Origin of the sequence: Paenarthrobacter sp. AT5 (assembly GCF_032764245.1) — a bacterium.
GTDB lineage: Bacteria > Actinomycetota > Actinomycetes > Actinomycetales > Micrococcaceae > Arthrobacter > Arthrobacter ureafaciens.
The window spans coordinates 2,156,700-2,171,038 of sequence record NZ_CP136441.1; the positions used below are offsets into that span (position 1 = coordinate 2,156,700).

General features: G+C 64.7%; 10 protein-coding genes. 6 read left to right on the top strand and 4 right to left on the bottom strand.

The window, feature by feature from the left end; translation table 11 throughout:
• Window positions 1–211 precede the first annotated feature (211 nt).
• The gene (gene pta, locus RI444_RS09915) at window positions 212–2,281 is read left to right on the top strand and encodes a phosphate acetyltransferase (protein WP_207604732.1); all 2,070 of its coding nucleotides are present in this window, start codon (window positions 212–214) and stop codon (window positions 2,279–2,281) included.
• A 16-nt stretch (window positions 2,282–2,297) separates the two neighbouring features.
• On the opposite strand, the gene RI444_RS09920 is transcribed toward pta, so the two are convergent.
• The 3 genes from RI444_RS09920 to RI444_RS09930 form a co-directional block, all read right to left on the bottom strand.
• Window positions 2,298–2,684 carry a universal stress protein gene (locus tag RI444_RS09920; protein ID WP_242703089.1) on the bottom strand — a complete coding sequence of 129 codons (387 nt, stop codon included), beginning with the start codon at window positions 2,682–2,684 and terminating at the stop codon, window positions 2,298–2,300.
• Between the two features lie 106 nt (window positions 2,685–2,790).
• Window positions 2,791–5,412 (bottom strand): cation-translocating P-type ATPase, encoded by a 2,622-nt coding sequence (locus tag RI444_RS09925; protein WP_207604733.1) that lies wholly within the window; start codon window positions 5,410–5,412, stop codon window positions 2,791–2,793.
• Window positions 5,391–6,212, bottom strand: coding sequence for a universal stress protein (locus tag RI444_RS09930; RefSeq protein WP_225740035.1), 822 nt, complete (start codon window positions 6,210–6,212; stop codon window positions 5,391–5,393). Before RI444_RS09930 ends, RI444_RS09925 begins: the two co-directional genes overlap by 22 nt.
• A gap of 125 nt (window positions 6,213–6,337) precedes the next feature.
• On the opposite strand from RI444_RS09930, the gene RI444_RS09935 reads away from it, so the two are divergent.
• Window positions 6,338–7,489, top strand: coding sequence for an acetate/propionate family kinase (locus RI444_RS09935; RefSeq protein ID WP_021472168.1), 1,152 nt, complete (start codon window positions 6,338–6,340; stop codon window positions 7,487–7,489).
• Between the two features lie 9 nt (window positions 7,490–7,498).
• On the top strand, window positions 7,499–9,895 hold the full coding sequence (locus RI444_RS09940) for a phosphoketolase family protein (protein WP_316963906.1): 2,397 nt from the start codon (window positions 7,499–7,501) through the stop codon (window positions 9,893–9,895).
• Between the two features lie 423 nt (window positions 9,896–10,318).
• On the opposite strand, the gene RI444_RS09945 is transcribed toward RI444_RS09940, so the two are convergent.
• Window positions 10,319–10,972 (bottom strand): TetR/AcrR family transcriptional regulator, encoded by a 654-nt coding sequence (locus RI444_RS09945; RefSeq protein WP_207604734.1) that lies wholly within the window; start codon window positions 10,970–10,972, stop codon window positions 10,319–10,321.
• A gap of 135 nt (window positions 10,973–11,107) precedes the next feature.
• Between RI444_RS09945 and RI444_RS09950 the strand changes: the two genes are divergently transcribed.
• The 3 genes from RI444_RS09950 to RI444_RS09960 all read left to right on the top strand — a co-directional run bounded on the left by RI444_RS09950 (window position 11,108) and on the right by RI444_RS09960 (window position 14,338).
• Entirely contained in the window at window positions 11,108–11,332 is a 225-nt protein-coding gene (locus RI444_RS09950; protein ID WP_021472172.1) for a hypothetical protein, read from the top strand.
• A gap of 103 nt (window positions 11,333–11,435) precedes the next feature.
• Window positions 11,436–13,157: a sigma-54-dependent Fis family transcriptional regulator gene (locus RI444_RS09955; protein ID WP_242703090.1), complete on the top strand. Its 1,722-nt coding sequence runs from the start codon at window positions 11,436–11,438 to the stop codon at window positions 13,155–13,157.
• A 29-nt stretch (window positions 13,158–13,186) separates the two neighbouring features.
• Window positions 13,187–14,338: a C-terminal binding protein gene (locus tag RI444_RS09960; protein WP_225740033.1), complete on the top strand. Its 1,152-nt coding sequence runs from the start codon at window positions 13,187–13,189 to the stop codon at window positions 14,336–14,338.
• The last annotated feature ends 1 nt before the right edge of the window (window position 14,339 follow it).

Sequence of the window (14,339 nt, forward strand, 5' to 3'; positions counted from 1 at the left end):
CTGTAAGGGATGGGGCGGCGCGACCGGTGGCCTGCACCTGGGGTACTTGCGATCCTAGGGACAGGCGCCGACGCCTAACAGGGTCCAAGGTCCCCGACGCTGCCACGGGGTGGGATTCTTTCTGGCTTTATCACCGCCTGCCCGTCACCCTTGAAGTCACAGGAAATGCTGGACACGCAGGAATTGGCCGCATGCCAGGAAAGGAGACCGCATGGTGCAGGGACTCTACATTGCGTCTGCGGGACCCGGGTCCGGAAAGTCACTGGCAGTGCTGGGCATGGTGGACGCACTTCATCGCCACGCCGGGCGCCTGGGGTTCTTCCGCCCGCTGGTGGCCGGAGACGCCGTCGACGATGATCCTGTAGTCCTGTTGCTGCGGCGGCTGTACGAGCTGGGTGCCTCGCGGAGCAAGGCTGGAACAACAACGCCCGCCGCCTTGGCCGAAGCGAGGTCAGGGCAGCAGGACGAGCTGGTGTCACGCATGATCGGGATCTACAGCCGCTTGTCCCGTGGTTGCGATGCCGTCGTGGTGGATGGCTCCGACCTTCGGAGTCCCGACGCGGCGGGCGAGTTCGAACTGAACGCCGCCCTTGCCAGCAACCTGGGACTGCCCGTCCTGGCAGTGGTCGGTGGCCGGGGAGTCCCGCCGGCACGGATAGGGGAGTCTGTCGCCACAGCCCTCAAGCAGTTCAAGGCAGCGCGTTGTTCCGTGCTGGCTGTTGTGGTCAACCGGGTGGAACCCGGCACGGAAGAACGGGTGGAGCAAGCCCTCCGGGAAGCCGCCCCGGACGTTCCCTGCTACCTCATCCCCGAGGTAGCTGAAATCTCCACGCCGACCGTCGCTGACATCGCAGAGTCACTTCGGCTGGTACCAAGTACCGGCAGCAAGGAATGGGACCGGGATATCCGCCGGATCCGTGTTGCAGGGATGGGCGCTGACGACTTCCTTCCCGCCGTGCAGACCGGCGACATGGTCCTGGCCTCGGGGGACCGCACGGACATCATCCTTGCCTGTTTGGCGTCGGCATTGGCATCGGATCTGCCGAGCCCTGGAGGGATGATTCTGACGGATGGCCTGCAACCTTCCCCGCATGTGAAGCGGCTGCTGGAGCGGGCCCCGTTTCCGGTCTTCCTTGAGCGTGGGGACCTGTACTCCGTGGCGCAGGGTGCGGCGAGCGTCCGCAGCGAAATCCACACAGGAGGGAAACGCAAGGTTGCCGCCGCCCTGGGCCTGTGGTCACGCCACATCCCTGAAGCGGACCTGCTGAAAGAACTGGCGCTGCCCCGCCCATCCACCATCACCCCGCTGCGCTTCTTCAACGACCTGATTGAACGTGCCCGGCAACGGACAAGCCATGTTGTCCTGGCCGAAGGTGAGGACGTTCGGAGCCTGCGGGCAGCCGATATCCTGCGGCGCCGCGACGTCTGCCGGCTGACGCTGCTTGGCAGGCCGGAGGTGGTCAGCGAGCTGGCTGCCACGCAAGGAATCGAACTTGGGGACCTTGCCGTCATTGATCCCGCCACCTCACCTGACCGTGAGCGCTTTGCCCGGGAGTACTGCAAGCTCAGGGCCAACAAGGGCATGATCATGGAACGGGCCCGCGAAATCATGCTTGACGCCGCCTACTTCGGGACGATGATGGTCCGGTTGGGCTGCGCGGACGGCATGGTGTCCGGAGCGGCACACACGACGGCGAACACCATCCGTCCCGCCTTGGAGTTCATCAAGGGAGAAGACCCGCAGGAAGTGGTGTCATCGGTGTTCTTCATGCTGTTCCCGGACAGGGTGCTTGTTTACGGCGATTGCGCAGTGGTCCCCGACCCCACGGCCGGGGAGTTGGCCGGGATCGCGATTGCCTCAGCTGAAACGGCGGAACGCTTTGGTGTGGAGCCCAGAGTCGCCATGCTCTCCTATTCCACCGGTGAGTCCGGAGCCGGCACGTCCGTGGACAAAGTCCGTGAAGCAACGGCCCTGGTGAGGGCTTCCCGGCCGGGCCTCCCGGTGGAGGGCCCCATCCAATATGACGCTGCGGTGGACGTCCGGATCGCGAGCACCAAGCTGCCGTCGTCCACAGTGGCAGGGAAGGCGACGGTCTTCATCTTTCCTGACCTGGACACAGGCAACAACACCTATAAGGCCGTTGAGCACTCGGCCGGCGCAATCGCCGTCGGCCCTATTCTTCAAGGCCTGCGCAAGCCCATCAACGATCTTTCCCGGGGGTCCTCGGTGGAGGACATCATCAACACCGTGGCCATCACGGCCGTACAGGCCCAAGGGTGACCCGGCCCAAGGCCCATCAAGGCAGCACGTCGTCCGCCCCTACCAGAAGCACTGGACAGTGGGCATGGGCGGCGCAGGCGCTGCTGACTGAACCGATCGCCTGCCCCAGGAAGCCGCCGCCGCCGTGCCGGCCAATGATCAACATCAGGGCGTCGTTGCTTTCCTCCACCAGGACCTTGGCCGGCTCGCCGAACTTGACCGTGACAGTCAGGTCGGCAGGCCGGTTTCCGGCGAAGGCACGATCCACGGCCTCTTCGGCCATCCGCCTGGCGGTTTCCTCGAGCTCAGAGGTGAACTTCGTCAGTTCCTGCTCAAAGCGCGAGGTCAGGTAGTAGTCGGACATGCCGATGCAGGTGATCACCTCGAGCGGCACGCCAAAAACCGGGGCAACCCGCCCTGCCATGGTCAAGGTATTCGATGAGAATTCCGACCGTCCACGCCGACGATGATTCTCCGGGGGCTGTTTGGTGAGTTCATGGGACAAGCTTTGTTGCGGTTTTCGGTGCACGCTAGGGCCTAATGGCATGCATCGCCAATGACCGCCCGGCCGGGTGCCTCAGCCTCTTGTACAGCAGGTCGACCGCAAGGACCGCCGGGAAGGCGAGAATGGCGATGATCCATCCGGCTGGTGTGGGCGGCGCCTGTCCAAGGAGGCCTGCCACCGGAGCCAGGAACAAGAAGACGGCCAGGGCAACGATTTCGCCAGCGACCGCCCACAGCAGCAGGCGGTTCGTGAACCACCCTTGCTGCCAAGGCGGGGTGGTGGCGCTGCGGCAAGCGAATGCCGTGGCCATCTGACCGATGACAACCGCGGCAAAGGCGGCTCCGGAGGCGGTCATGAGGAGGCCGGGGTCCAGGGGTTCACTCCTGGACCAGCCTCCGGAGACCAGCACGGTGGTGAAGGCCGCCATGGAGATGAAGGCCTCCGTGGGCCCCATGATGAGGAATGCCCGGAGCATGAGTTGGCGATCCATGAGGTGCCTCTTTTCCGGCGGCCTCTGGCGCACGCGCTTCCCCGGCGACTCGGCACCGAGCGCGAGTGCGGGAAGGAGGTCCGTGCCGATGTCCAGGGCCAGGATCTGAAGCACGCCCAGGGCCAGGGGGAATTGCCCTCCTGACAGCGCCCAGATCACGAACGGGGCCAGTTCCGCCACGTTGTCGGTGAGGTGGTACGTCAGGAACCGGTGGATGTTGGCATACGTAGCGCGGCCCTGCTCGATCGCGGCAACAATGGTGGCGAAGTGGTCGTCCAGGAGGACGAGGTCCGCGGCTTCACGGGCCACGTCGGTGCCACTGAGGCCCATGGCCACCCCGATGTCGGCCTGCCGCAGGGCCGGGCCGTCGTTGACGCCGTCGCCGGTCATGGCAACCACATGGCCGCGGGATTGCAGCGCCTTGGCGACGCGCAGTTTTTGCTCGGGCGATACCCGGCTGACCACCACCCCATCCCGGTCCAGCAGGGCACCGAGCATCTGCTCGTCCTCCGGAAGATCGGAGCCCTGGACCACCAGGCGGTCCGGGCCCATCAGGCCGATTTCCGCTGCGATGGCGCCGGCGGTCACCGGGTGGTCGCCTGTGATCATCGCAATGCGGATTCCTGCGTGCCGGGCCGTGGCAATGACGTCGCCGACTCCGGCCCGCGGCGGATCATGCAGTCCGATCAGGCCAAGGAACTCCAACTCCTGCTCGGCTTCGGCTGCGCTCCGTCCTAGCCAGTCGGCGGGGGAGCCCGGAAGCTGCCTGCGGGCGGCTGCCATCACCCGCAACCCGCGCAAGGCCATGGCTTCGACCTCGGCGGCCAAGGCCTCGGCATCCACGGAGGTGCACAGTGGAAGGACGGACTCGGGAGCTCCCTTCACGTACAGGACAGGGCCCATGACGGCCGACTCCCTGCGCCGTGCAGCATCGAACGGGAACCTCTTTTCCGGCGGCCTGTCCGTGGATCCCTTCGCGGAAGGGGACCCGGCCTCGGGAAGCCTGCGGGCCAGCACATCCAGTGCCGCTTCCATGGGGTCTCCGGATGAGGTCCATTGGCCATCGTGCAGCACGGCCCGGCCCTGCGATGCGGTGCGCGCGCAGAAGGCAGCTTCGGCGGCCGCAGAGATGGCTTCGCCGCTGACCTGCGCCTCCGGTTCGTAGCCCTCTCCTTCAACCTTCACGGTTCCGGCCGGTGTGAAAACCTCGACGGCGTTCATCCGGTTTTGCGTCAGGGTGCCCGTTTTGTCGGTGCAGATGAACGTCGTGGAGCCCAGTGTCTCAACGGCCTCGAGGTTCCGTACCAGCGCCTGCTTCGCGGCCATTCTTTGTGCGCCCATGGCCAGGGAGAGAGTGACGGTGGGCAGGAGTCCCTCGGGTATGAGGGCCACGGCCACGCCAATGGCAAAAAGAAAGGAGTCGCGCCACTGGATCCCGACCAGGAGGGAGACCACAAAGAACAGCCCCGCAACCGCCAGGGCAACCAGGGCGATGAGCCGCACGATCCTTCGCAGCTCCAGTGTCAGGGGAGTGGGAGGGGATTTGGTGTCACTGGTGAGGGCCGCTATCCCGGCCAGTTTGGTGCGCCCGGCGGTCGCGGTCACCAAACCCTCGGCGTCGCCGTTCACCATGAACGTTCCGCCCCAGCCCTCCTGTCCCGCCGCTTTGTGGATCACCACGCTCTCACCGGTGAGCATTGATTCATCCACCGTGCATCCGACAGCTTCCAGGAACCGGATATCTGCCGGAAGGCGGTCCCCGGCCGCAAGAACCACGACGTCGCCGGGCACGAGTTCGCTGGCATGCACGGTCCGGATCGTGCCGTCGCGGCGAACGCTGACCTCGGCAGGGAGGAGCCGTTGCAGCCGTTCGGCGGCGTGCTGGGCGCGTTCTTGCTGGATGTGGGCGAAGAGGCCGTTGACGATCACCACCACGATGATTGCTATGCATAGTTGCGGCATGCCTGCGATGTAGGCCAGGGCTGCGGCGGCCCACAGCATCAGGGCAAAGAAGTGGGTAAGTTCGGCCAGCAGCCTCCGCCACTGTGGAACCTTCCTGGCAGTCGGCAGCACGTTCGGACCGGTTGCCCGCAGCAGTTCAGCTGCTGCGGTTGAGGTGAGGCCCTCCTTGCCGGTTAGGACAGGATGGTCGGGCATCGGAGATTCAGGAGTATGTGCTGTGCGACCGAACCCACCAGGACGGAGAGTCCGCCCTTGCCCTTACGCCCGATCACCAGCAGTCGGGCACCCCGGGAAGCCTCCGTGAGGGCCTCCGCCGGGGTGTGTACCGGGTCGCTAAGGATCCGCATGCTGATATCCGGGAAGTTCCGGTTCACCCATTCCGCTGATTTCCCGGCCACGTCATCAGGACCTCCGCCGGCGGCGTGCGGATCCACGGCGTGGACAATGATCAGCTCTTCGTTGAGGCGGCGGGCCTCACCGGCGGCCAATTCCAGGGCACCGGCCGCATCCGGTGATCCATCCACGCCAACCACCACGCCCGAAGATTGCCCCGGCGCGTTGTGGGGGATGACAGCCACCGGGCATCGGCTGGTCACGGCCACTTGGAAACTGACGCATCCGAATCCTTCGCCTTCGGTGCCGGGGCCGCGGTCTGTGCCGACCACCATCAGTCCCGCCTTCAGGGACAGCGCAGAGAGCGCCTCGGCAGGTTCTCCGGTGGCAATTGTCGTGGCTGCCTCCAGGTCCGGATACGTCTGGTGGACCCTTCCGGCTTCGCTTCCGAGAAGGTCTTCGGCCCGTTTGAGGGCGAGGGTGTGCTCGTCGGGCACTTGGAAGACCCAGACGGGAAGAACGACGTGAACCAGGGTGAGCCGATCGCCCATGGCGTGTGCCCGCGCGGCCGCCCAGTCTGCCACGAAGCTGCCGGCGACGGAACCGTCGAGCGCAGCCACCACGTGCCTGTTGGAAGGTGCCGTTTGCATCTCCGAAGTCATGATCACCACTATTGACCGGCCGCAATCAGCCCGCAAGGGGCCTAAGGTCCTGACATGGGCCTCTTTCCGGGATAGGGTCTCCCGGAGAGTGCTTTCCTGTCCCAAGGCCCCTGTGGAAGGATCCCATGCGCGTCCTTGTCCTCAATCCGGGCTCCTCATCCTTGAAATACCACCTACGGGATACGGCCTGTACCCCTACCGGCAACGCTGTCCTGCACTCGGGGCAGTTGGAGTGGGCCGATGATCAGGAAGACCGGGGCGGGAGCTTGCGCCGGGTGCTGCAGGAGGTCGAGCGGGACTTTGGCCGACCGGATGCGATCGGGCACCGGGTGGTCCACGGCGGGGAAAGTTACACCTCACCCGTCTCCGTCACCAACGATGTCATCGCGATGATCCGGAGCCTTGGGACGTTGGCCCCGCTCCATAATGCGTCAAGCGCCGATTGCATGGAAGCTGCTGCGGATCTGTGGCCCGGGTTGCCCCAGGTGGCCGTCTTCGACACGTCCTTTCACCGTTCCATCCCCGATTTCGCTTCGAGGTACGCCGTTCCTGAGAATGCCTACATGGCGCACCCCATACGGCGGTACGGCTTTCATGGGATCTCCGTGGAGCTGGCCTGCCGGGATGCCAAGGGCTTCCTGGCGAAACAGACCGGGTCCTTGAATGCGGTAGTGGCCCACATCGGCAACGGCGCGTCGGTGACTGCCGTGAAGGCCGGACGCAGTGTTGACACGTCGATGGGCATGACCCCCTTGGAAGGGCTGGTGATGGGCACGCGATGCGGAGACCTGGATCCGGCACTCGTGCTCCTGATGCTTGGTGAGGGAGCCACAGCCAGCGACGTCGATGACATCCTGAACCATCGTTCCGGGCTCTTGTCCTTGGCGGGAACAGCAGATATGCGCACCATCGCGGCCGGCTTCCATCGAGGCGACCCGGGAGCTGTCCTTGCCGTGCAGGCGTCCAGCTACCGTCTTGCCAAGTACATTGCCGCGTACGCCATGGCGGTCGGAGGCCCGGATGCGGTCATTTTCACGGGGGGAATCGGCGAGAACTCGGCGCTGTACCGGGCAGCCACCCTCGAGTGGCTTCGGCCGCTGGGCTACGCCCTGGATGAGGACGCCAACCGGGATGAGGACGCCAACCAGTCCGATCGAACAGGTATCCGGACCGTCAGTACCACCGCATCCGCTGTTCCTGTTCTGGTCGTACCCAGTGACGAAGAACGGGCCATCGCTGAGTCGACGGCTTCCCTGCTGGGATCCGATAAGAAATGAGGTCATGAGATGGTCGATAGCGCCAGGGATACCGCAGAGGATTTGGAACTGCTCAACAGGTACTGGGCTGCGGCCAACTACCTCACCGTTGCCCAGATCTACCTGCAGGACAACCCGCTCCTGCGCGAACCGCTCCGTCCCGGACACATCAAGCCCAGGCTGCTGGGCCACTGGGGGACCAGTCCCGGGATCTCGTTGATCTACGCCCACCTGAACAGGGTCATCCGGCGCACCGGCGCCCACGTACTTTTCGTGACCGGACCCGGTCACGGAGGTCCCGCCGTCGTGGCCAATACCTATCTGGAGGGCACCTACTCCGAGGTCTATCCGGAGGTGGGGCAGGATCTTCAGGGCTTGCGGCGCCTGGTGAGGCAGTTTTCCACCCCGGGCGGGATTTCCAGCCACGTTGGTCCCGCTACTCCGGGGTCGATCCACGAAGGCGGCGAGCTGGGATATTCGCTCATGCATGCCACCGGCGCCGTGATGGACAACCCGGAGCTGATTGCGGCCTGCGTTGTGGGAGACGGCGAGGCGGAAACCGGGCCCCTGGAGGCCTCGTGGAAGGCGCCGAACTTCCTGAACGCGGCGAGGGACGGGGCGGTGCTGCCCATCCTCCACCTGAACGGATACAAGATTTCAGGCCCCACCGTTCTCGGCTGCCGCACGGATGCCGAGGTCGCGGCGCTTCTTCGGGCCCAGGGGTGGGAGCCGGTGGTGGTCTCCGGTGACGATCCCGGCGCAGTCCACCGCTCGATGGCCGCGGCCATGGACGGGGCCTACGGAAGGATCCGTGGGATCCAGGCCGAGGCCCGGGAACAGGGGGTGACGGGCCCGGCGCGCTGGCCGGCGATCGTCTTGCGGACGCCCAAGGGCTGGACAGGGCCGCGGGAAGTGGACGGCCAACCAGTCGAAGGCTCCTTCCGGTCCCATCAGGTACCGCTCCCGACCGTTCGCGAAAACCCCCGGCACCTTGCCCAGCTGGAGTCCTGGTTGCGGTCCTACCGCCCGGAGAAGCTGTTCGACGACGACGGGCGGCTGGTTGCCGAACTCGCCGCACTGCTGCCTGATGCACCTTTGCGGATGGGCGCGCTTCCGGCGTCGCGGGGAATCGGTGGCGGGGAACTCCCGGTGCCGGATGCGGGCCCGTACGCCGTCGACGCAATGCCCCGTGGCCAGGTGAAGGTCCACAGCACCGCACCGTTCGGGGAGTTGCTCCGGGACACCTATCTACAGACCGCCGATGATCCACGCTTCCGGCTGTTTTGCCCGGATGAGACGAACAGCAACCGGCTCGGAGCAGTGTTCGAAGCCACCGACCGTTGCCTTGTGGTGCCGGAACAGGCGGCCGGGACACTGGAGCACGTCTCGACGGACGGGAGGGTCATGGAAGTCCTCTCGGAGCATCTCTGCCAAGGGTGGCTGGAAGGGTACCTCCTGACCGGCAGGTACGGCCTGTTTGCCAGTTACGAGGCGTTCGCGATGGTCAGCGCCTCCATGACCATCCAGCATGCCAAGTGGCTTCAGCACTCCCGTGACCTTCCGTGGCGGGCGCCGGTTCCCAGCCTCAACATCCTGCTCACCTCCACGTGCTGGCGGAACGACCACAACGGTTTCAGCCATCAGGGGCCGGGGCTCATCGACTCGGTATTGTCGTTGTCCGGCTCGGTGGTGCGCGTGTACCTGCCCCCGGACGCCAACAGCCTCCTGGCCGTTGGTGAGCATGTGCTGAAGAGCAAGGACTACGTCAACCTGGTGGTCATCGACAAACAGGAGCACCCGCAGTACCTGTCACTCGAGGAAGCCCGCAAGCACGCGGCAGCTGGTGCGTCTGTGTGGGACTGGGCGGGAAACGAATCAGATACGCCTGCCGCGGATGGTCACCGTCCCGACGTCGTACTCGCCTGCGCCGGTGACGTGCCCACGCAAGAGGCGCTGGCAGCCGCCTGGCTGATCCGGCGCCATGTTCCGGAGCTTCGCCTCCGGATGGTCAATGTCATTGATGCCATGGCGCTGACTCCGCCGGATGTCCATCCACACGGTTTGTCACAGGATGCGTTCGAAGAGCTGTTCACCTCGGACGTGGATGTGGTGATGGCGTGGCACGGCTACGCACGGGCGCTGCATCAGCTGCTCCACGGGCGAACCCGGCCGGAACGTTTCCATGTGCGCGGCTACAACGAACAAGGAACAACCACCACGCCGTTCGACATGGTGGTGTTGAACAAAGTCAGCCGGTACCACCTGGTGATGGAAGCGCTGCGCCGTACACCGCGGAACCTTGCGGGGGCGGAGGACTTGCTGGGGTACTGCGAGTCCATGCTGCGGGCGCACACAACCTACATCCGGGAGCATTTCGAGGACATGCCGGAGGTGAAGGACTGGGCCTGGACCGATCCGGCCAACTAGGGCGTTCGGCGGGACAGGCCCCCGTCATCGTTCCAGGCTGCAGGCACAAAGCCTAAGCTGTGCGCATGACTGATCACCGGATCACGTGGCATGGGGAACATAAAGCAGGACTGACCCGGGGCGAACGGGCCGCAGACATCCTCCGGAACGGTATGGGCAGCTGGCCGGCCTGCAAGGGGCCATCCTCCTGATCGCAGCCAAGCGCCAGGATGCCATAGCCGCCGCGATGGCCTTGCATGATTTCGAAACGGATGTCCAAGCCAAGATCGAGATAGAACGGCTCATGGCCCTCAATCGCCAACAGCTTGAGATGCTGCAGGGCGTGAGGTCTTTGTTGGAGAGGACGCAAGGGATTGGGCCGGACGCCGCGGATGAACCACGTGAGGGTCGCGAAACCGGCTAGGCAGCGGAAGGGAGGCGAAGTCAGTCCGGAAACTTGACCGCGAGAATCGCCCGCGACAACGTCACGGCACTGTCCGCCATCTTTTCGAGTTCGGCGTCTCCGCAGTCGGCAGGTGTCCAGCGGGTGGCCCCTTCGAGCAACGTCATCACCACCCTCACGTGCTCCCCGGCGTCCTCACATCCCATGTCGCGTGCTGCGGCGACATACATCTCCTCATGGAGTGAGAGCCAGTCATCGACCTGGGCGCGCAATTCCGTGGGCAGGATATTCGCCATCCTGTCGGTTGCCACCAGCAGGTCCCAGAGATTGCTCTCGGGGAGCCTGACCTGCCGCGTGAAGTGAAGCCTGACCATGGCATCCCAGAATTCGTCCGCTGTTTTTGCGGGGTCCACGGCTTCGAGTAGTGCTACGCCAAAGCGATGAAAATGCCAGCGGAGAGACTCGGCAACAATCTCGTCCCTGCCTTCGGGGAAATGCGAGTAGAGGCTGGGCGGTTTGACGTTGACGGCGTTGGCGATGGTCCGCATGGACACCGAATTGAAGCCGTGGGCTATGGCGAGTTTCAGGAACGCTTCCAGAATGTTCTGCCGCCCGGCTTTCTGGCCTGCCCAGTTCCACTCTTCCAGGCGGGTCTTGAAGGCCTTACAGGCTACTTCGTAGGAGGTATCGCTCATGGTGCGCAATCCTAACATCCGTTCGTTAGCAAAATCTTATCAAAAGATGTTCCCTAACGTCTGTTAGTTAGGTAAGCTGAAAGTGGCGCGGGACACATGTCCCGTTACTGTGAAAGCGGCGGAGTGGAGCGAACCATGGTCACTGAAAACTCGAGCGTGGGGGCCGCTCACAACACCACCAACATGTTCGGCAGCGGGCTTTCCGGCATGGTTGCCGCGTATATCGGCGCACGTGCGATCGAGGATGAGGCGTACCGGAACGAGGACTGGAGCGCGGAGCGCGTCTTCCGTCCGAAACTGCCTAAATGGCGCCCGCGGAAGACCAGTCCCGGCGAGTCCGGCCCGGCACTGGCTCCCTGACACGCTTACCTGAAAGAGATCTGCCCCGATGTCTGCTGAACTTTTGACCCCTTGGCCGTTGGAGACCCCTCACGAGACGAACCGAGTCCGTGAACTGTTCCTCATGCAACCCCATGCCGACCTGAGCGGCATCCGCCCGATCGTGGCCCGGTCCTGGTACCGCAGCCGTGCTGCGGGAGTGGATGCCTTTGCCGACCGCGGGTTCTATGACGAAGGGCGCGTTGACGAGTACACCATCGCGGCGGCGGGCCCGCACCTGCAAAAACTCGATGAAGTGGCAGCCGATCTGGGCGGCTACGTCAACATCACGGCCCCCAACGGGGTCCTGGTCAAAGCGGACTTCCTGCGTGACGATGGTTTCCCGGCCGGCTATTCCCTGCTGGAGGAAAGCTGCGGCAGCAACGGTGAAGGACTGGCTTTGGAGGAGGGCCGTGGTGTCTGGTTGGCCCCGGAGGAACACTTCCGGGAGGACATGCGCGGAAACTGGTGCTTCGCCTCCTTGGTGCGGGATCCTTTCCACAACCGTGTACGGGCAGTCATAGGCCTCACCCTCCCCGCCAACCGGGTACCCAGCCTGGAGCCGTCCTCTACGCTGCTGATGCTTGAGGGTGTTGCCTCGCGGATCGAGCGGGACATCGAAGTGCGGACCTCGTCCAAGGAAAGGGCGCTCCTGAATGAGTATCTGAGGGTCTCACGGCGCCGGGGGAACCGGCCTGTGATAGCAGTCGACGGCAAGAATTCCCTGCAGAATGCCGCCGCCACCGCCACCCTGGCAGACAACGATTTCTCGATTATTTCCGGCTACGCCAAGGCAGTCATGTCCTCCGGACGTGACATGAACTGCGAAGTGATGCTTCAAGGCCCTGGGGTGTCCACCCTGGAGATCTCTCCCGTGACCCTGTCCGCGGCCAACGTGGGAGCAATAGTCGTGGTCCGCCCGCATGCACCCGGCAAGGAACAACGGGCAGGCGCCGCGAGGGGCGCCCTGACATTGGAAGCACCGCCGCAGCCCACAGCTGAAAGGCTCCTGAAGCACCTTAACGGCACGAGTACGGAATTCAAGCGCACGCTCAACCTTGCCCGGAAAGCGGTGGACCAAGACCGTTCGGTGGTCCTGATCGGTGAGCTGGGCAGCGGAAAACTACGCCTGGCCAACGCCATCGCATCATTACGCGGCGGCCAGATGGTGGTCGATGCCCGCGGCGGAGACCTGAGGAACCCCAACCTGAGGGACGTCCTGCACCGGGTAGCTACCGAACTTCCGGCCACGCTGATCGTGGAGCACGCCGATGAACTGTCGCAGAACGAAGCAACGGAGGTTGCACACCATCTGCGGGCTAACTCCAACACCAAACTGATCTTCACCATCACGCGTCCCACGGATGCCACGCTCCTGCTCTCGGAGGCCTTCGACGTCCTTGAGATCTCCGTGGCGCCCCTGCGCAACAGGCGCGAAGACATCCCCCACCTCGCCAACGCCATCGCCGAGGAACTGGGGGAGAGGCGGCTGTCCCGCAGGCTGATCACCACCCTCACGCATGCTGACTGGCCCCGGAACATCGATCAACTGCGGGCCGTCGTCTCCAATGCCGTTGAACGGGCCGAAGGCGCCGAGGTCACAGCTGACGACCTGCCACAGGGATTCCACCGCATCCTGACGAAGGGCCGGCTCTCCCGCCTTGAGGATGCGGAGCTCAGCGAACTGCGAACGGCGCTCCAGGAAGCAAAGGGCAACCGCAGCCTTGCCGCCGAAACCCTGCAGATCGGACGCTCCACCCTCTATCGCCGCATGGACTACTTCCGCAGCCGCGGTTTCGACCTCTGATCCCTGGACGGGATAACAACCAGCCCTGCTTGAACCGGCCGGCCATCCTCGCGATGGCCGGCTCCTGCACGTGCGGAAGCCTGGCCCTGGGACACGTGTCCCACGGCGGTGTCTCGATCTGGTACGGATCGGCGCCTTGTTCCCGCGTTGTACTGGAAATCACCCGACGCCGGCCGCCCCAAGGAGTGGCCGGCAGCGACCGAGGGTACGACGACGAACAGGACGAACACACTATGACCCGCGATGCCCAGGGAACCATTCTTGTGGCCCCCCACCATTTCCCGGACCTGGACCGCGAGCAAGCGCTCGCGGCGGAGTTCGGTTACACACTCAAGCCGGCGGCAGACACCGAAGCCTTCCGTGAGGCCCTGCCCGAAGCCGACATCGTGATGATCACCCCCTACGCCAAGCTCACTGCCTCGGACTTCCCTTCGATGACCAAATGCCGGGCAGTCATCCGCTACGGAATCGGCTACGACAACATCGACGTTGCCGCAGCAACCGAGGCGGGCATCCCGGTCTCCATCGTCCCCGGTACGGCCTCGGAAGAAGTTGCCTCCCACGCCTTCGCCATGGGCCTGGCACTGGCTCGTCGCCTGCCAGCCGGGAACGCGGCGATCAACAACCTCGGCTGGGCCGGCACCATCGGATACGACACCCCCGTGCTGTCCGAGCTTGAAGTCGGTGTCCTGGGCATGGGCCGCATCGGGCAGCACGTTGCCCGCATGTACGCAGCTGTAGGGGCCCGGGTCCGCGCGTACGATCCGTTCGTTACGGACAGCTTCGTGGACATGGCCGGACTGGAAACCATCCTTGGGAATTCCGACGTCGTCTCCCTCCATCTGCCGCTGAATGAGGACACCGCGAACCTCATCTCCACGGACGTCCTCGCCGCGATGCGCAAAGGCACTGTGATCGTCAACGTGTCCCGCGGTGGCCTCATCGATGAAGTCGCATTGGCCGGGGCGTTGTCCTCGGGGCATATCGCCGGCGCCGGCATCGACACGTTCGCCCAGGAGCCCCTCGGCGCGGACCACCCGCTTCGTTCTGCGCCCAACGCTATCCTCACGCCGCACATCGCCTGGCGTTCAAACCGGTCCACGGGGGCCCTGCAGGACGGTGCCGTGGAACGGGTCCGCCTTGCGCTGACGGGCCAGCCCCTCATTGACCTCGTGAACTGAT